At 62.9% G+C, this 16,822-nt stretch carries 19 protein-coding genes; 17 read left to right on the top strand and 2 right to left on the bottom strand.

Going from position 1 to position 16,822, the window contains the following annotated elements; genetic code table 11:
- Positions 1-48: 48 nt before the first annotated feature.
- From secD to SSPSH_RS00245, 4 genes are all read left to right on the top strand, one after another.
- Positions 49-1,902 carry a protein translocase subunit SecD gene (secD, locus tag SSPSH_RS00260; protein WP_006913369.1) on the top strand — a complete coding sequence of 618 codons (1,854 nt, stop codon included), beginning with the start codon at positions 49-51 and terminating at the stop codon, positions 1,900-1,902.
- A 45-nt stretch (positions 1,903-1,947) separates the two neighbouring features.
- Complete coding sequence (secF, locus tag SSPSH_RS00255) at positions 1,948-2,889, top strand: protein translocase subunit SecF (RefSeq protein WP_006913370.1); 942 nt, start codon at positions 1,948-1,950, stop codon at positions 2,887-2,889.
- A gap of 111 nt (positions 2,890-3,000) precedes the next feature.
- Positions 3,001-3,324: a GNAT family N-acetyltransferase gene (locus SSPSH_RS00250; RefSeq protein ID WP_006913371.1), complete on the top strand. Its 324-nt coding sequence runs from the start codon at positions 3,001-3,003 to the stop codon at positions 3,322-3,324.
- The gene (locus tag SSPSH_RS00245) at positions 3,311-3,553 is read left to right on the top strand and encodes a GNAT family protein (protein ID WP_006913372.1); all 243 of its coding nucleotides are present in this window, start codon (positions 3,311-3,313) and stop codon (positions 3,551-3,553) included. The genes SSPSH_RS00250 and SSPSH_RS00245 overlap by 14 nt, the downstream gene beginning before the upstream one ends.
- Positions 3,554-3,632: 79 nt before the next feature.
- On the opposite strand, the gene SSPSH_RS00240 is transcribed toward SSPSH_RS00245, so the two are convergent.
- Both SSPSH_RS00240 and SSPSH_RS00235 read right to left on the bottom strand, forming a co-directional pair.
- The gene (locus tag SSPSH_RS00240; RefSeq protein ID WP_006913373.1) at positions 3,633-4,271 is read right to left on the bottom strand and encodes a DJ-1/PfpI family protein; all 639 of its coding nucleotides are present in this window, start codon (positions 4,269-4,271) and stop codon (positions 3,633-3,635) included.
- A 57-nt stretch (positions 4,272-4,328) separates the two neighbouring features.
- A complete protein-coding gene (locus SSPSH_RS00235; protein WP_006913374.1) occupies positions 4,329-5,120 on the bottom strand; it encodes an inositol monophosphatase family protein in 792 nt (263 codons plus the stop codon).
- Positions 5,121-5,218: 98 nt separating this feature from the next.
- Here SSPSH_RS00235 and SSPSH_RS00230 point away from each other — a divergent pair, with 98 nt between their 5' ends.
- The 13 genes from SSPSH_RS00230 to bamB all read left to right on the top strand — a co-directional run bounded on the left by SSPSH_RS00230 (position 5,219) and on the right by bamB (position 16,766).
- Positions 5,219-6,037, top strand: coding sequence for an RNA methyltransferase (locus SSPSH_RS00230; RefSeq protein ID WP_006913375.1), 819 nt, complete (start codon positions 5,219-5,221; stop codon positions 6,035-6,037).
- A 112-nt stretch (positions 6,038-6,149) separates the two neighbouring features.
- Complete coding sequence (cysE, locus tag SSPSH_RS00225; protein ID WP_006913376.1) at positions 6,150-6,875, top strand: serine O-acetyltransferase; 726 nt, start codon at positions 6,150-6,152, stop codon at positions 6,873-6,875.
- Between the two features lie 50 nt (positions 6,876-6,925).
- A complete protein-coding gene (locus SSPSH_RS00220) occupies positions 6,926-8,089 on the top strand; it encodes a cysteine desulfurase family protein (protein ID WP_006913377.1) in 1,164 nt (387 codons plus the stop codon).
- Complete coding sequence (locus SSPSH_RS00215) at positions 8,086-9,252, top strand: cysteine desulfurase family protein (RefSeq protein ID WP_006913378.1); 1,167 nt, start codon at positions 8,086-8,088, stop codon at positions 9,250-9,252. Before SSPSH_RS00220 ends, SSPSH_RS00215 begins: the two co-directional genes overlap by 4 nt.
- The gene (locus tag SSPSH_RS00210) at positions 9,249-9,632 is read left to right on the top strand and encodes an iron-sulfur cluster scaffold-like protein (RefSeq protein ID WP_006913379.1); all 384 of its coding nucleotides are present in this window, start codon (positions 9,249-9,251) and stop codon (positions 9,630-9,632) included. Before SSPSH_RS00215 ends, SSPSH_RS00210 begins: the two co-directional genes overlap by 4 nt.
- A 33-nt stretch (positions 9,633-9,665) precedes the next feature.
- Complete coding sequence (locus tag SSPSH_RS00205) at positions 9,666-10,013, top strand: HesB/IscA family protein (RefSeq protein WP_006913380.1); 348 nt, start codon at positions 9,666-9,668, stop codon at positions 10,011-10,013.
- A gap of 129 nt (positions 10,014-10,142) precedes the next feature.
- A complete protein-coding gene (gene ndk / locus SSPSH_RS00200; protein ID WP_006913381.1) occupies positions 10,143-10,568 on the top strand; it encodes a nucleoside-diphosphate kinase in 426 nt (141 codons plus the stop codon).
- A 22-nt stretch (positions 10,569-10,590) separates the two neighbouring features.
- Positions 10,591-11,772 (top strand): dual-specificity RNA methyltransferase RlmN, encoded by a 1,182-nt coding sequence (gene rlmN, locus SSPSH_RS00195; protein ID WP_006913382.1) that lies wholly within the window; start codon positions 10,591-10,593, stop codon positions 11,770-11,772.
- Positions 11,769-12,521: a type IV pilus biogenesis/stability protein PilW gene (gene pilW, locus SSPSH_RS00190; protein WP_006913383.1), complete on the top strand. Its 753-nt coding sequence runs from the start codon at positions 11,769-11,771 to the stop codon at positions 12,519-12,521. The genes rlmN and pilW overlap by 4 nt, the downstream gene beginning before the upstream one ends.
- Positions 12,521-13,552 carry a helix-turn-helix domain-containing protein gene (locus tag SSPSH_RS00185; protein ID WP_006913384.1) on the top strand — a complete coding sequence of 344 codons (1,032 nt, stop codon included), beginning with the start codon at positions 12,521-12,523 and terminating at the stop codon, positions 13,550-13,552. The genes pilW and SSPSH_RS00185 overlap by 1 nt, the downstream gene beginning before the upstream one ends.
- A 17-nt stretch (positions 13,553-13,569) precedes the next feature.
- Positions 13,570-14,844 (top strand): histidine--tRNA ligase, encoded by a 1,275-nt coding sequence (hisS, locus tag SSPSH_RS00180; protein WP_006913385.1) that lies wholly within the window; start codon positions 13,570-13,572, stop codon positions 14,842-14,844.
- Between the two features lie 72 nt (positions 14,845-14,916).
- Positions 14,917-15,585, top strand: coding sequence for a YfgM family protein (locus tag SSPSH_RS00175; protein ID WP_006913386.1), 669 nt, complete (start codon positions 14,917-14,919; stop codon positions 15,583-15,585).
- The gene (bamB, locus tag SSPSH_RS00170) at positions 15,582-16,766 is read left to right on the top strand and encodes an outer membrane protein assembly factor BamB (protein ID WP_006913387.1); all 1,185 of its coding nucleotides are present in this window, start codon (positions 15,582-15,584) and stop codon (positions 16,764-16,766) included. Before SSPSH_RS00175 ends, bamB begins: the two co-directional genes overlap by 4 nt.
- Positions 16,767-16,822: the final 56 nt, after the last annotated feature.

Raw genomic sequence — 16,822 nt, 5'->3', positions numbered from 1 at the left:
CGTGACGAGGCGCGGCCGGTGCCACTGTAGACCGTCGATCGGGGCCCTATGAATCGCTATCCACTATGGAAATATCTGCTGCTGCTGTTCGTGCTGGCAGCCGGCGTGCTGTATGCGCTGCCCAACCTATACGGTGAGCAGCCGGCGGTTCAGGTTTCCAACGCCGGCGGTGATGCCGCAACCCAGGCGCTGGTCCAACGCGTACGCAGCACGCTGACCGACGCCGATGCGGCGCCCGAAGACATCACGCTCGAAGAAGGCCGTCTGCTCGCGCTTTACAAGAGCACTGAAGCGCAGCTGCGTGCGGCGGGTGTGCTCAAGCGCCAGTTGGGCAACGACTACACCGTGGCGCTCAACCTGGCGCCGAGCACGCCGGACTGGTTGCGTGCAGTAGGCGCGGAGCCCATGGCCCTGGGGCTGGATCTGCGCGGTGGCGTGCATTTCCTGCTCGAAGTGGATATGGAAACGGTCTTCAACGAGACCTATGATCGCTATGCCCGCGATATCCCGCGGTTCTTGCGCGACGAATCCATTCGCTACAGCCGTGCATCACGTGAAGGCGACTCGGTACGGTTGCAGTTCCCGAACGCCCAGGGCCTGAACGAAGCCCAGGATGCGCTGGGTGGCGAGTTCGACGTATTGCGCTTCAACGAAGCGCCCGACGCCGACAACACGCTGGTCGCGACGCTGACCGAGACCGAGCAGCAGCGAATCACCGACTTCGCGCTCCAGCAAAACCTCACCACGCTACGCAATCGTGTGAACGAGTTGGGCGTGGCGGAACCGCTGGTTCAGCGCCAGGGCGAGTCGCGTATCGTCGTCGAGCTTCCGGGTGTACAGGACACCGCCGAAGCCAAGCGTCTGCTCGGTAAAACGGCGACGCTGGAATATCGACTGGTCGCCCAAGGCCAGGATGCGCAGGCGGCCGAGCGGAGCGGCAACGTCCCGGCCGGTACCGAGTTGTATAAAACCCGCGATGGCCGCCCGATTCTGCTGGAACAGGATGTCATCGCCTCGGGCGATCAGCTTGTCGATGCCTCCTCGGGTTTCGATCAGCAGTCCGGTAGCCCGGCCGTATTCGTTACGCTGGATGGCCAGGCCGCCAGCAAGATGTTCGATACGACGTCGGCCCACGTCGGTGATCCGATGGCGGTGTTGTTCATCGAAAACCGTATCGATACGCGCTACGAGAACGGCGAAGAGATCCGCGAGCGCAAGAAGGTCGAAGAAGTTATCAGCGTGGCGAATATTCGTAGCGCCTTCGGCAAGCGTTTTCAGACCACCGGTCTGGAACGTGGCGAGGCGCACGATCTGGCGCTGTTGCTACGTGCGGGTGCCCTGGCTGCGCCGGTCAACATCGTCGAAGAACGAACCATCGGCCCGAGCCTGGGGGCGGATAATATCGCCCAGGGGCGTCTGGCCGTTATCGTTGGCTTCGTGCTGGTGATCGCGTTCATGGCGATCTATTACCGAGGTTTCGGTCTGTTCGCCAACGCGGCGCTGTTGATGAATCTCGTGCTCATCGTCGCGCTGCTTTCATTGCTGCAGGCAACGCTTACGCTGCCCGGCATTGCCGGTATCGTGCTCACGGTGGGTATGGCGGTCGACGCCAATGTGCTCATCTTCGAGCGAATACGCGAGGAGCTGGGTGCCGGGAATACGCCGCAGTCGGCCATCAAGTCGGGCTACGACAAGGCGTTTTCGTCGATCGCCGATGCCAACGTGACGACGCTGATTGCAGCGATCGTGCTGTTCGGTTTCGGTACCGGTCCGATCAAGGGCTTTGCCGTGACGCTGTCGCTGGGCATCATCACCTCGATGTTCACGGCCATCGTCGGCACCCGTGCGATCGCCAACCTCGTCTACGGTCGCAAGCGCCGGCTACAGAAACTGTCGATCTAGCATGCGTTACCCACGTCTGCGTTTTGCCCTTATGTCGAGTCTCGAATGCGCCTGATCAAATCCAACACCTCGATCGACTTCATCAGCTACGGCAAGTACGCCATCATTTTTTCGGCGTTGCTGATTCTGATGTCGTTCGTATCGTTTTCGATGGAGAAGCTATCGTTCGGCGTGGATTTCACCGGCGGCGTGGTGGTCGAGGTCGGCTATCCGGACGCGGTCGCGCTCGACGAAGTCCGCGGCGCGCTTGACGAAGGGGGGTACCCGGGCGCGACGGTCCAGCATTTCGGCTCGTCCGATGCCGTGATGATTCGGCTGGCCAGCGAAGAGGGCGCGGAGAGTTCCGAAGTCAGCACCCAGGTAATGCAGTCCCTACACGCCGACAACAGTGCGGCCGAACTGCGGCGCGTGGAATTCGTCGGCCCACAGGTCGGTGACGAGTTGATCAACAAGGGCGGTCTGGCACTGCTCTATACCGTGATCGCGATTCTGATCTACGTGATCGTGCGCTTTCACTGGAAGCTGGCCGCCGGCGCGGTCGCCGCGCTCGTGCACGACGTGCTGATCACGCTGGGTGTGTTCTCGCTGTTCCATCTGGATTTCGACCTGACCGTGCTCGCTGCGCTGCTCGCTGTGATCGGTTACTCGCTCAACGACACGATCGTGGTGTTCGATCGTATTCGCGAGAATTTCCGGCGCATGCGCAAGGCAACGCCTGTCGAGGTGGTTAATGCTTCGATCAACCAGACGTTGTCGCGTACGTTGATGACTTCGGGCACCACGATCCTCACACTGCTGGCGCTGTTCTTCCTGGGCGGCGAAGTCATTCACGGCTTCGCGACCGCGTTGTTGATCGGTATCTTCATCGGTACCTATTCCTCGATCTTCGTCGCCAGTGCGCTCGCCCTGCGGCTCAAGATCACCAGTCAGGACCTGTTCCCGCCCAAGGAAGAGGACGCCGAGAAGGCCTCGCGGGTTACGCGTTAGTCGACGGTTACAGGCTCGCCCGTTCTGAATCAACTGCGCGGGTGTATTTCGGCTTGGGGTTCGCACTGCTGTGCGAGTGACTTCTCCTGCTTGCCCGAGAGAAGTAACCAAATGGATATCGAAGTCTTTCAACCGGGCGCAGAACACCTGGCGGCGTTCCTGGCTGCTGTCCGGCGCAGCCAGCCTGGCCTGAATCGCTGGGTTTCGCCGCCCGATACGCCCGAGAAATACGCCGCGTATCTACATCGATATTCAGCCGATACGCACCAAAGCTATCTGGCCATGACGCAGGCCGGCACGCTGGTGGGCTGTATCAACCTGAACGAAATCGTCCGCGGCGCGCTGCAATCCGCCTACCTCGGCTACTACGCATTCAGCCCGCACCAGGGCAGGGGGCTCATGAAAAAAGGCCTTGGCCGCCGTGGTGTCGCGTAGTTTTGCCGTCGACGCGCTGCATCGACTGGAGGCCAACATCCAACCCGCAAACGAGCGCTCTATCGGCCTGGTCACGTCACTGGGTTTCCGATTGGAAGGCTATTCGCCGCGCTATCTGAAGATCGACGGCGAATGGCGCGACCACGAGCGCTACGCGATTACGTCGGAAGAGTGGTCCTCTGACGGCAGCGCGCCCCGACAACACAGGGAGTCTGGCTCGCGATGTTAGCCGCAGATGTATCGCTCTACGACCACAAGATATGTTTGATGACGGCTTGCGGGAGAATCGTGGCTGCACACCGCGCGATTTATTCCTCGTCTTTGAAATCCTTTATATAGGCCGGCAATTCGTTGGCGCGATGCGCATCGCCGTAGCGTCGGTCGTCCGGATAGTATTCAGCCCAGCGTTGCACTTCGCCGGCTGTTTGTTCGCCTGCGGTGTCCGCAATATACGCAAGGACCATGTCCATGCCGGCGGAAACGCCGGCCGAAGTCCAGATTCTGCCGCTATGCGTATAGCGTGTTTCTCGCACATCGACATCGCCTAGCGCGTGCAAGCGATCGAGCGATGCCCAGTGGGTGGTGGCGGGTTGACCGGTCAGCAAGCCAGCGCGATGCAGTAGAAATGCGCCGGTACACACCGACAACAGCGCCTCGCATTGGCCGGCACAACGGCCGATGAAGGCGATCGTGTCGGCGTCGTCGACAACCTGGCGCGTGCCGCGTCCACCGGGCACGAGCAATACGTCGAGCGCCGGGCAATCGTCGAAACAGACGTCGGGTGTCAGGGTCAGGCCCTTGGCGCAGCGAGCCGCGCCGGGTTGGGCAGCTACGAGCAGGCGTTCGCCCGGGCCGCCGAAACGTTCGCTCCACACGCCGACGAGTTCCCATGGGCCGAGCAGGTCCAGTTCTTCGACGCCGTCAAATATCAGGAAACCGAAACGCATAAGACAGCCTTTAGCTGTTCAGTCGCGTTCGATCATGCGCTCATCGGCGCGCTCGAGCTAGCTACCGCCTTGCGGGGTGCGCTCGATCTTCTCGATGAGTTGCGGATAGAGCTTGGGGTTGGCCGCGATCACGTTGCCGGTTTTCAGCGGGTCCTGATCCTTGATATCGCCGGCGATGCCGCCCGCGCCGCGTACCAGCAGCAGGCCGGCAGCCATGTCCCAGGGCGACAGGCCCATTTCCCAGAAGCCGTCCAGGCGACCGGCGGCTACGTAAGCCAGATCGAGCGCGGCCGAGCCGGCACGACGGATATCCGCGCTCGACGACAGCAAGCGATTGAATACCGGCATATGGGTGGCGATGTCCTGCTTCTTGCGATAGGCAAAGCCGGTGGCCAGCAACGCCTGACGCAGGCGGGTGGTGCGGGTCACGCGAATCCGCTTGCCGTCCAGGCTGGCGCCGGCGCCGCGATCGGCCGTGAACAGCTCGTCCTTGACCGGATCGTAGATCACGGCATGTTCGATCACGCCGTTGATCTGACAGGCGATCGAGACACAGAAATGCGGGATGCCGGCCATGAAATTGGCGGTGCCGTCGATCGGATCGATGATCCAGACCGTATCGGACTCGCCGGTTTCACCGGATTCCTCGGCCATGAAGGCATGGTCGGGATACGCGCGGCTGATCGTGTCGATGATCGTGTTCTCGGCGCGCTGGTCGGCCTCGGTCACGAAATCGTTGCGGCCGCTCTTGGCCGTGACTTCACCGGTATCGCCGCGCCGGTAGTATTCCAGAATTACCCCGCCGGCCCGGCGGGCGGCGGTAACGGCGACATTGGTCAACGGTTGCATCGGACAGTCCTTGTCGAACCCGGCGCGAGCGCGTCGGGCGAGCCTTGAAAAGCCGGGTAGCGTACCATCTGCACGCCGTATTGATACGAGAGTCGACCATGAGCGACCCGGCTGCGCCTGACGAAACCGCCGTATTTGACGAATCCCGCCTGGCACGCCTACGCATCGTGCTCGTCGGCGCCCAGCATCCGGGCAATATCGGCGCGGCAGCGCGTGCGATGAAAGTCATGGGGCTGCACGACCTCGCGCTGGTCGCGCCCGAACGCTATCCGGATCCGGAAGCCGTGGCACGCGCCTCGGGCGCAGACGACGTGCTCGAAAACGCCGGTGTGTTCGACACGCTGGAAGAGGCCATCGGCGACTGCGTACTCGCCATTGGTGCCAGTGCGCGCCGTCGCCACATGCGCTGGCCGCTCGTCGATGCGCGTACCGCGGCGACACGGGCGATCGAACTCGCACACGATCAGAACGTTGCGCTCGTGTTCGGGCGCGAGCGCAGCGGTCTCGAAAACGCGGAACTGGATCTGTGTCAGCTGCATCTGCAGGTGCCGACGAACCCGGCCTATCGCTCGCTCAATCTGGCCGCCGCGGTTCAGGTGGTGGCTTATGAGCTGCGTATGGCTGCCGGTGATACGCCGGAAGCCGAGCCGGCCCACGAACCCGTGACGACGGCAGATATGGAAGGCCTGTTCAGCCACTGGCAGGACGTCCTCGGCGCCAGCGGCTTTCTGGATACGGCCAATCCGGGCCATCTCATGCGGCGCCTGCGCCGGCTGTTCAATCGGGCATCGCCGGATCGAATCGAAGTGAATATCTTGCGCGGTGCGTTGCGTTCGCTCGACCCGCGCCGACAACCGCTACGCGGCGCCATGCGTAGAGACGATGAGACAACTCACGACTCGGGACTTGATCCGTAGCGGATAAACCCGAAATAGTGCATATCACAGGAATAATGCTCGACCGGCACGAGGAGTTCGGCATGCATCGACATCAACACACGCACGGGCGCTACGGGGCGCGGAGCATCTCATGATCTCGCGCATGCGTGAGGACATCCGCACCATCTTCGAACGCGACCCGGCGGCACGCAGCGTCTGGGAAGTGATCTTTTCCTATCCGGGCCTGCATGCGCTGTGGTGGCATCGCGTGGCGCACTGGTGCTGGACGCATCGGCTGACCTGGCTGGGGCGTTTCGTATCGCATATCTCGCGCTGGCTCACCGGTATCGAAATTCATCCGGGCGTGACCATCGGTCGTCGGTTTTTCATCGATCACGGCTTCGGCGTGGTCATCGGTGAAACGACGATCATCGGCGACGATGTCACGCTCTATCAGGGCGTAACGCTCGGCGGCACAAGCTGGAACCCCGGCAAACGCCATCCCACCCTGGAGAACGATGTCGTCGTCGGCGCGGGTGCGAAAGTGCTGGGGCCGTTCACGGTCGGGGTCGGTGCGCGCATCGGCTCCAATGCCGTTGTGGTCAAGGAAGTGCCGCCCGGCTGCACCGCCGTCGGCGTGCCGGCCAAGCTGGTGAAGTGCAAGAACGGCACGCCGGCCGACCGGCGTCGCGAAACGGCGGATCGAATCGGGTTCTCGACTTACGGTGTATCCCAGGATATGCCGGATCCGGTGGCCACGGGCATCGATGCCATGCTCGACCATATCGATTCGCTCGAGCGTCGCCAGGACGAGCTGGAATCGCTCACCAAGCGTTTATCCGAGCAACTCGCCGAGCATCAGACCGACAAGGCCTGAAAGGCGAAACCGCTTCACGTGCAACCGCGGCAGAGGCCGCGAGCCCCGTCATGACGATCTATTTCGACCACAACGCGACCACCCCGATGCACCCTGAGGTGTTCGAGGCGATGCGGCCGTGGCTGACCGAACGCCACGGCAATGCCTCTTCGTTGCATCGGGCTGGACGCGAAGCGCGGGCGGCGATCGATGCCGCGCGTGCACAGGTGGCCGAATGTGTGAATGCGCATCCATCGCAGATCGTCTTCACCGCCGGCGGCACCGAAGCCGACAATATGGCGCTCAAGGGCGTGGCGGCGACACGCACGCCGGCCCGTATGTTGATTTCGCCGATCGAGCATCCGGCGATCACCGATACGGCTAGCGCACTCGAACGCAGCGGTTGGCGAATCGATCGTGTAGCTGTCGACGATCAGGGGCGTATCGATCTGGAGGATCTCGAACGCCAGCTCGCATCAGGCGATGTGGCGGTGGTATCCATCATGGCCGCCAACAACGAAACCGGCGTATTGCAGGATATGCGCGCGATCTCAGGTATCGTGCGCGCTGCCGGTGTGTGGTTGCATACCGATGCCGTTCAGGCGATGGGCAAGCTGGATTTCGATTTCGCAGCCAGCGGTGCGCACTGCGCGAGTCTGTCCTCGCACAAGATTCAAGGCCCGAAAGGTGTGGGCGCGTTGATCGTCGACAAGCATATGGACATGGCGCCTATCGTTCACGGTGGCGGCCACGAGCAGGGGCTGCGTTCGGGTAGCTACAATGTGGCCGGTATCGTCGGCTTTGGTGCGGCGGCGAAGCGTTTGATGGCGCATCGCGATGCTGAAATCGAACATATGCGCAGACTTCGCGATCAGCTGGAAACCGGCCTCGATGCGACGCCCGGCATCACCCGTTTTTCCGCCCAGGCCGAACGCCTGCCCAATACCAGTCAGTTCGCGGTGGCCGGGTACGACGGCGAAGGGCTGCTCATGCTGCTCGACCGCGAAGATATTGCGGTGTCGTCGGGCTCGGCCTGTGCGGCCGGTACCGGCGAACCGAGCCCCGTGTTGCTGGCGATGGGTGTCGACCCCGCCGTCGCCCAGGGTGCGATTCGGGTCAGCCTGGGGCCGCAGAACACCCTCGAAGAGATTCAGCAGTTCCTGCTGGTACTCGGTCGTTTGTCCAACGGCGGCGGCGCCATGCCGGGCAGCATCAGCGCTTCCGTGCTGGGATGAACGCGGCCAGCGAGACAATCTATCTCGATTATGCGGCCACCGCGCCGTTGGCGCCGGGTGTGATGGAGGTCATGCAGCATGCGCTGATGGCGACCGATGCGAACCCGGCATCGCTGCACGGCCCCGGGCGCGAAGCCGCCCGTCTGATCGACACCGCAGCCGCAGAGGTGGCGCAACTGATCAACGCGCGCGAGAAGGATCTGATCTGGACTTCGGGCGCGACCGAATCGATCAATCTGGCGCTTAAGGGCGTCGTCGCTTTTGCTGGCACCGATGCGCATATCGTCAGCGTGGTGACCGAGCACAGCGCCACGCTCGATACGCTGGCCTGGCTCGAGAAATACGGCACGCGGGTAACGCGGCTGCCGGTCGATAGCGACGGACGTATCGATCTCGGTGATCTGGAATCGGCGCTTGCCGACAATGCGACGCTGGTTTCGATCATGCACGTGAATAACGAAACCGGTGTCATCCAGGACATTGCGGCCATCGGCGAGCGCTGTGCCGCCCATGGCGTGGATTTGCACGTGGACGCTGCACAAAGCCTCGGCCGGCTTGCGCTCGATGTGGAACGCATGCAGATCGCGTTGCTTTCTCTATCGGCGCACAAGATCGGCGGGCCCAAGGGTGTTGGCGCGCTTTATGTGCGCCCGCGTACCGGCCTGGCGGCGCAGTTGCATGGCGGCGGCCAGCAGCGCGGCTTGCGCTCCGGCACGCTGGCGACGCATCAAATCGCCGGTTTCGGTGCCGCGGCCGCCCATATGGCTGCGATACGTGATAGCGAACAAAAGCGTCTGGCAGTACTGCGCGACCATCTGTCGGACGCGCTTGCCCGCGCTGATAGAGTGATGCGTAATGGCGGGCCCGTGCATACGGCGGCGCCGTTTCTCAACGTCAGTGTTGCCGGTGTGCACGGCGATGCGTTGTTGAAGGGGCTGACAGACGGCGCGCCTGCACTGGCGGTCTCGTCCGGAGCGGCCTGCAGCGCAGCGAAAGGCCAATCGTCGTACGTGCTGCGCGCGATGGGGCGAAGCCCGCGCGAAGCCGGTGCCAGTATTCGTTTTTCGCTGGGGGCTGGGACCACGGCCGCACAGATCGATGCCGCCGCGGATCGATTCGTCAGCGAAGTCTCGCGCCTGCGCGCTATTGCGGATGCGGCATGACGCACATGTCGCCGGTGTGGCAACGGCGTTTTCTCGCCCCCGGGCACGCGCTGGCGGATTGTGCCATCATGCAATGGCAAGGTCAGGGCGGCGCAGACACGCCGGGCGCGGACGCGCGGTGTCGGCTGTATCTGGCAGTCGATGGTGATACGCATGAGGCGCGTATCGACAAGGCCGCATTTGCGGTATTCGGCCCGCCGGTCGCGATCGCCAGTGCGGACTGGGCCTGTGAATGGTTGCAGGGCCGAACGATCGAAGCGGCACGAAGTCTCAGTAGTAGAGATTTCGAACAGGCGTTGTGCCTGGCACCGGCCGAGCGCTATGCGGCACTTCTAGTGCTTGATGCGCTCGCCGATGCGCTGGCGCGCTGGCCGCACTAGAACAACGCTTCGTTTATCTGGGATGATGACGTCATGAGTGAAACGCTAGTCGAACCCGAAGAGATAACGCTTACGCCGGCCGCCGCCGAGCGTATCAAGGCTCAGCTGTCCAAGCGTGGCAGCGGCATCGGTCTGCGCGTCGGTGTGCGCAAGTCCGGTTGTAGCGGTTATATGTACACCATGGACTATGCGGACGAAGTCGACGCTGAAGATGATGTCTTCGAAGGCTACGGCGCCAAAGTCGTGGTGAATCGCAAGCATATGGCCGTGCTTAAAGGCACGACGCTGGACTTCCGTTCGGAAGGGCTTAACCGCATGTTCCGCTTTGAAAATCCGCATGCGAAGAACTCGTGCGGCTGCGGCGAGTCGTTCACGGTCTAGCACGCTGGTACGCCTTGCCACTGACAAGGCGCGCTTCGAACCGCTACAATGGGAGGTTAGCTATCGCACCAGCGTGTTGCTGGTGTGACTCTTTTTTAACGATTTCGAAGTTTCCAGTAGGGAGAACCCATGGCCGTTGAGCGCACCCTGTCCATCATCAAGCCTGATGCCGTCGCCAAGAATGTAATCGGCGAGATCCTCAGCCGGTTCGAAAAGGCCGACCTGCGCATCATCGGCGCGCGCATGGTTCAGCTGTCCCGCGAGGACGCCGAAAAATTCTATGCCGTGCACTCGGAGCGCCCGTTCTTCAACGATCTGGTCTCCTTCATGATCTCCGGCCCGGTCATGGTCCAGGCGCTCGAGGGCGAGAACGCCATCGCCAAGAACCGTGACCTGATGGGCGCGACCAATCCCAAGGAAGCTGAAGCCGGCACCATCCGCGGTGACTTCGCCGAATCCATCGACGCCAATGCCGTTCATGGCTCGGATGCGCCGGAAACCGCCGAGCAGGAAATCGCTTTCTTCTTCGGGCAGGACGGCCTCTGCCCGCGCTAGTTCGCAACCGCATTATTCGCTCATGAGCACGATCGTCAGCGACACCCCCGAATCTGCCACAACGCCGGCTAAAACCGCGCGCGTGAACCTGTTCGGCCTGGATCGCGAGGCCATGTCGGCCTTCTTTCGTGAGCATGGCGAATCGGCGTTTCGGGCCAAGCAGGTCATGCAGTGGATCTATGCCCGCGGCGTGACCGACTTCTCGGCGATGACCGATCTGTCGAAAGCGCTGCGTGAGCGCCTGCCGGATATCGCCGAGATTCGCCCGCCGGCCAAGATCCGCGAGCAGAAAGCCAGTGACGGCACGCGCAAGTGGCTGCTCGCGGTCACCGAGGATCTGGACCCGGACAACGCGATCGAAGCGGTATATATCCCGGAAGCTGATCGCGCGACGCTGTGTATTTCGTCGCAGATCGGCTGCGCGCTGGATTGCTCCTTCTGTGCCACCGGCAAGCAGGGGCTGAACCGCAATCTGACCACGGCCGAGATCGTCGGTCAGGTCTGGATGGCCGAGCACGACTTGCGCGCGCAAGGTCTCGTCCACGGCGAACGGGCGCTGTCCAATATCGTGTTCATGGGTATGGGCGAGCCGCTGGCCAACTACCGGGCGGTGGTGCCGGCGATTCGTATCCTGCTCGACGATTATGGGTTTGGCCTGTCGAAACGGCGGGTTACGGTCTCGACTTCGGGTATGGTTCCGTTCATGGATCGCCTGCGAGAAGAAGTCGATGTCGCCCTGGCCGTGTCGCTGCACGCGCCCACCGACGATCTGCGCGACGAACTCGTGCCGATCAACCGTAAGTATCCGCTAGCGGAACTCATGGGCGCCTGCGATCGCTACGTGGAAGGCAAGCAGCGCCGTGCGCATGTCGTCTACGAGTATGTCCTGCTCAACGGCGTGAATGACAATCCCGAACAGGCACGGGGTCTGGTCAAACTGCTGGCTGACCGGCCGGCGAAGATCAACCTCATTCCGTTCAATGCGTTCGACGGTAGCGGTTATACGCGCCCCGACGAAGCACGCATTCGCCAGTTTCAGGATATCCTGCACAACAAGGGTCTGCGTACCACGGTGCGACGCACCCGTGGTGACGATATCGACGCCGCCTGTGGCCAACTGGTCGGGCGGGTACGCAGCAAACAGAAGCGACACTTTCGCGAAGTGCCCATTCGGGTCGAGAGCAAGCGGGCCACACCGGTATGAGCACGCTGCGTTGGGGGGCGGTTTTACTGCTGCTGTCCGTGCTTGTGGGTCTGGCTGGCTGTGCCGGTGGCGCCAACGCAGTCGACAATCAGCGCGCGGCCGAAGCCAACGCCAATCTCGGCGCCGATTTCCTGCGCAAGGAAGATAACGAAAATGCGTTGTCGCGGTTTCGCCGTGCTCTGGATTACGACAGCAGCAATACGACGGCGAACTGGGGCATGGCAGTAGTTAGCGATCGACTCGGCGAAGTCGAGGACGCACGCCGTTACTACGAGAAGACGATCAATCTTCAGCCGAGCGCCGCGATCTACAACAGCTATGCCGCCTTTCTCTGCAAGGAAGGCGATGTCGACCGGGCGGTTCGGTATTTCGAACGTGCGGCAAACGACGAGCGCTATCCCGGGCGTAGCGACGCAATGGCCAATGCCGGCCTGTGTCTGCATCGTGCAGGACAGGTAGACAGCGCCGAGGAGCATTACCGTCAGGCGCTCGCGATGGATTCCAGCCAATTGACCGCGCTCACGGGCATGGCCCGGCTGAAATTCGAGCAGGGTGATTTCCTGCGCGCGCGCGCATTCAACCAGCGCGCCGATTCCGTGGCCCAGCTCAATGCCGATCAGCTTCTGCTGGGCGCCCGTATCGAACTGGCACTGGGCGATCGCGATGCGGCCGCTGCCTATGTCGAGCGCCATAACGCCCGCGAACCGAGTGCGACGTTGTCGCTGCGCCAACTGGAGCAATCGCGCTGATGAACGAATCGACACAGTCTTCTGAAGAACGCATTGGTGAGCGCGCCGGCCGTAGCCGTTCGGACATGCAGTCGCCCGGCGAGATCCTGCGTGAGGGGCGTATAGCGCATGATTGGTCCGTCGAGGACCTGTGCGCCGAGACCAAGCTCTCCGAGAAAGCCGTTCACGCGCTGGAAAACAACCAGTTCGACGAGCTTTCGCAGCCGATTTTTGCCGGTGGCTATTACCGCCAGTGCGCCAAGGTGCTGGATATCGACACCGAACGCATGATGGCTGCGTACGCTGCCTGGGGTGGCAAGAAAACATCATCGCCGACGGCGCAGCCGGCGGCGGTGGAAGTGGTGCCGCAGGACGTGACACCACCGAACTGGCGTGCGTTCGGTGCGATCGGTCTGGTCGTGCTGCTCGCGGTGATTGGCGCTGTATTCGTATTCATGCCCGATGCCGATCTGCCCGACGAAAACGGTGCCGCCGCCGGCACGGGCACGGCCGGCATTTCCGATAGCGCCGGTAGTCCGACCATCGGCAGCGGAAACAGCAGCGCGACCGGCGGCGGGGTGGCGGCCACGCGCAACTCACGCGATTCCGGCACCAGTCTGCGCGTATCGCCGGGCGGATCCGGCGACGCCAGCAACGGCGCCGGTACTGGCGCGAGCGCTGCTTCCGGCACAGGCCAGCGCATGGGCGGGCGCAACGTCAACGATACGTTGGGTATCGACCGCGAGGCGCAACGCGAGCGGCGCGAAGAAGCGGCAGCGCCGCCAGAGCCGCAGGTGGCCGCCAATCATCTGGTCGTGACCTTTACCGACCGCTCCTGGGTGGATATTCGTGATGCCAACGGCTCGCGTCTGCTCACCGGTATTTACGATGCCGGCGACAGCCGCGAATTCGATGCCGAGGCGCCGTATCGCATCACGCTCGGCTATGCGCCGGGTGTGTCCATGACCATCGGCGGCGAAGATGTCGATATCCAGGCCCAGACCACCAGCAACAGCACCGCCCGACTGACGGTCGAAGCCCGCGACAGCTAAGAAGTTCGTTTCGATTCATGAGCCAGCGTATTCAGTCCATCCGCGGGATGAACGACATCCTCCCGGCCGACAACGCCGCCTGGGCCACGCTCGAGCGTGTCGCCGCGCGCGTGTTCGCCGGCTATGGTTACGAACAGATCCGGTTGCCGATCATGGAGCGCACGGGGCTGTTCAAGCGCGCCGTCGGCGAAGTGACCGACATCGTCGAAAAAGAGATGTATACGTTCGAGGATCGCGGCGGCGAGTCGCTGTCGCTGCGCCCGGAAGGTACGGCCGGCGCAGTGCGTGCCGGTATCGAGCACGGTCTGTTGCATAACGCCACGCAGCGGCTCTGGTATACCGGGCCGATGTTCCGTTACGAGCGCCCGCAGAAAGGCCGTTATCGTCAGTTCCACCAGTTCGGCGTCGAAGCGTTCGGCCAGACCGGCCCGGATGTCGATATCGAGCAGATCGCCATGGCAGCACGCCTGTTCGCCGCACTCGGCGTGACCGGAATGCGGCTGGAGATCAACACGCTCGGCACGCCGGACGAACGCGCGGATTATCGCGACGCGCTGCATGCCTATTTCAGCGCCCATCCCGAGACGCTCGACGAGGACAGCAAGCGCCGGCTGGATCGCAACCCGCTACGCATTCTGGATACCAAGAACCCGGCCATGGCCGATCTGGTCGCCGGTGCACCGACGCTGCGCGAATATCTTGGCGCCGAGTCGTCGGCCCATTTCGATGGGCTGTGCCGCGGTCTCGATGCCCTGGGCATCGATTACACGATCAACCCGCGGCTCGTGCGCGGCCTGGACTATTACACGCGCACGGTTTTCGAGTGGATCACATCCGATCTCGGCGCGCAGGACGCCGTCTGTTCGGGCGGGCGTTTCGACGGCCTGGTTGAACAGCTGGGTGGAAGCGCTACGCCGGCCATGGGGTTCGCGCTCGGCGTGGAGCGCCTGATTGCGCTCATGCTCGACCAGAACGTGCCCCTGGACGATCTCAAGCCGCAGGTCTATCTGATCCACACCGGCGATACGACCGGTGCGCGCGTGCCGGCGCTGGCCGAGGCGCTGCGTGATGCGCTGCCGGATCTGCGCCTGCGTGTGCATGCCGGCGGTGGCAGCATGAAATCCCAGTTCAAACGGGCCGATAAGAGCGGCGCCACGCTGGCTCTGATATTCGGCGACGATGAAGCCGCCGCGGATGAGATCCAGATCAAGCCGCTGACCGACGCGCGCGAACAAGAACGCGTCGCCATCGAGGCCGCTGCAGGGCGTATCGCGGCACTGCTGGAACCCTAGACGGGAACGACGCGGCCGATTCGCAGTCTGTATTTCCATCTTTTCGATCAATAACAACGCAAAGCGCAACGCATGGCCGAATTCGATAACGACGAGATGAGCCGCCTCAAACGATGGTGGGAGGGGAACGGTTCGGCGCTGGTGATCGGTGTGATCGTCGGGCTGGCCGTGATCATCGGTTGGCAAGGTTGGAACTGGTATCAGAACCGTCAGGCCGTCCAGGCCGCCGATATCTACCAGCAGGTCGAACAGGGCATGGCCGGCGACAGCGTTGACGACAACGTACTCGCAACCGTCGACCGCCTGAAGAACGATTATTCCGGTACGCCGTATGCCGCCGACGCAGCGCTGCGCCTGGCCGGCTACTACGTCGAACAGCAGGATTACGACAAGGCCCGCGAGCAGCTGGTCTGGGTAAGCGACAACGCCGCCAACGAGGGCGTGGGCCATATCGCAAGGGTGCGGGCAGCGCGTCTGCTCTGGACCCAGGACAAGCCCGACGAAGCATTGAGCCTGCTGGATACCGATCATCCACCGGCGTTCGATGCGCTTTACGCAGAAACGCGTGGCGATATCCTGGCGGCCCGCGGTGATCGCGAAGGCGCCTACAAGGCCTATCAGGTAGCTCTGGAAAGCCTGCCGCCAGATATTGCCAGCCGCGCGCTCGAAACCAAGATTGCCGACAACGCGCCGGCCGATGCCGCCGACGCGCCGACCGACTCGAACAGCGCTTCATCATGAATCAACGAAACAAACCGTTCTTTCGGGCCACCGGTGCCGCGATTCTGCTGGCCGCCAGTAGTGCGGTACTCACCGCCTGTGGCGGCGCAGCGAATGTTGCCGAGCCCACACCGCTGACCACGCTCGAATCGCCGGCCTATCGCATGCAAACGGTCTGGAAGACCGACGCAGGCGAGGGCGCGGGCGAATATGTCAGCGGTTTCAAGCCGATCATCGACGGCGAACGCGTCTATGTCGGCAACAGCGACGGCTATGTGATGGCGCTGGATCTGGCCACGGGCCGCAAGATCTGGCGTTCGCGTACCGGCGACCGATTGATCTCGGGGCCGGCTCTGGCCGGCGGTCTGTTGCTGCTCGGTTCGCGCGACGGTCAGGTCGTGGCGCTGTCGGCGCAAACCGGCGAGCGTGAATGGACGGCCTCGCTATCGAGCGAAATCATCGCGGCCCCGGCGGCCAATGATGAGATTGCGGTCGCGCGCACGCTCGACGGTCGTCTGGTCGCACTCGATATGGCCAACGGCCAGCGGCGTTGGACGATCGAACGCAACGTCCCGACGTTGACCCTGCGCGGGACGTCGTCGCCGGTGATCGTCGGCGATACGGTCTATGCCGGCCTCGACAACGGCAATGTACTGTCGCTGGATCTCGCCACCGGCGAAGAGCGCTGGTCGCAGACCGTCGCCTTTCCGAGCGGGCGCTCCGAACTCGAACGTATTGTCGATATCGATGCCGATCCGCTCGTCGTAAATAACGAATTGTATGCCGTGAGCGCGGGCGGACAGCTGGCTTCGCTGGCGACCACGTCCGGGCGCGTGCGCTGGCGGCATGAACTGGCGTCCGAAAAAGCGCTCGCGCTGGACGACCGTAATGTCTATGCCGTCGACCGCGACAGCGTGGCCTGGGCGGTCAATCGTCTGACCGGCAGTGAACGCTGGCAGCAGGACGGTCTCAAGTATCGCAAGCTCAGCGGTCCGGCCCTGTTGGCCGGGGATCTCGTAGTCGGCGATTACGACGGCTATGTGCACTGGCTTTCCGCCGATGACGGCAGTGTTATCGCGCGCGGCCGGCCGTTCGACGAGCCGATCCGCTCCCAGCCGCTGATCGTGGGCGATCGTGTCATCGTGGTCGGTGCTTACGGCGAAGTCGCGGCACTGCGCTTCACGCCAAGCGACGAGCGCTAGCCATCAATACAGACGCGTCCGATTTCGAGAGCGCAAACGAGCCGGTAACGCCAACG

This window comes from Salinisphaera shabanensis E1L3A (assembly GCF_000215955.2).
In the GTDB taxonomy this organism is placed as follows: domain Bacteria; phylum Pseudomonadota; class Gammaproteobacteria; order Nevskiales; family Salinisphaeraceae; genus Salinisphaera; species Salinisphaera shabanensis.
This window is presented reverse-complemented; position numbering and strand designations above follow the sequence as displayed.

Coding starts and splice junctions, on each gene's coding strand:
- secD (WP_006913369.1), top strand. CDS start 49: ATGAATCGCTATCCACTATGGAAATATCTGCTGCTGCTGTTCGTGCTG.
- secF (WP_006913370.1), top strand. CDS start 1,948: ATGCGCCTGATCAAATCCAACACCTCGATCGACTTCATCAGCTACGGC.
- SSPSH_RS00250 (WP_006913371.1), top strand. CDS start 3,001: ATGGATATCGAAGTCTTTCAACCGGGCGCAGAACACCTGGCGGCGTTC.
- SSPSH_RS00240 (WP_006913373.1), bottom strand. CDS start 4,271: ATGCGTTTCGGTTTCCTGATATTTGACGGCGTCGAAGAACTGGACCTG.
- SSPSH_RS00235 (WP_006913374.1), bottom strand. CDS start 5,120: ATGCAACCGTTGACCAATGTCGCCGTTACCGCCGCCCGCCGGGCCGGC.
- SSPSH_RS00230 (WP_006913375.1), top strand. CDS start 5,219: ATGAGCGACCCGGCTGCGCCTGACGAAACCGCCGTATTTGACGAATCC.
- cysE (WP_006913376.1), top strand. CDS start 6,150: ATGATCTCGCGCATGCGTGAGGACATCCGCACCATCTTCGAACGCGAC.
- SSPSH_RS00220 (WP_006913377.1), top strand. CDS start 6,926: ATGACGATCTATTTCGACCACAACGCGACCACCCCGATGCACCCTGAG.
- SSPSH_RS00215 (WP_006913378.1), top strand. CDS start 8,086: ATGAACGCGGCCAGCGAGACAATCTATCTCGATTATGCGGCCACCGCG.
- SSPSH_RS00210 (WP_006913379.1), top strand. CDS start 9,249: ATGACGCACATGTCGCCGGTGTGGCAACGGCGTTTTCTCGCCCCCGGG.
- SSPSH_RS00205 (WP_006913380.1), top strand. CDS start 9,666: ATGAGTGAAACGCTAGTCGAACCCGAAGAGATAACGCTTACGCCGGCC.
- ndk (WP_006913381.1), top strand. CDS start 10,143: ATGGCCGTTGAGCGCACCCTGTCCATCATCAAGCCTGATGCCGTCGCC.
- rlmN (WP_006913382.1), top strand. CDS start 10,591: ATGAGCACGATCGTCAGCGACACCCCCGAATCTGCCACAACGCCGGCT.
- pilW (WP_006913383.1), top strand. CDS start 11,769: ATGAGCACGCTGCGTTGGGGGGCGGTTTTACTGCTGCTGTCCGTGCTT.
- SSPSH_RS00185 (WP_006913384.1), top strand. CDS start 12,521: ATGAACGAATCGACACAGTCTTCTGAAGAACGCATTGGTGAGCGCGCC.
- hisS (WP_006913385.1), top strand. CDS start 13,570: ATGAGCCAGCGTATTCAGTCCATCCGCGGGATGAACGACATCCTCCCG.
- SSPSH_RS00175 (WP_006913386.1), top strand. CDS start 14,917: ATGGCCGAATTCGATAACGACGAGATGAGCCGCCTCAAACGATGGTGG.
- bamB (WP_006913387.1), top strand. CDS start 15,582: ATGAATCAACGAAACAAACCGTTCTTTCGGGCCACCGGTGCCGCGATT.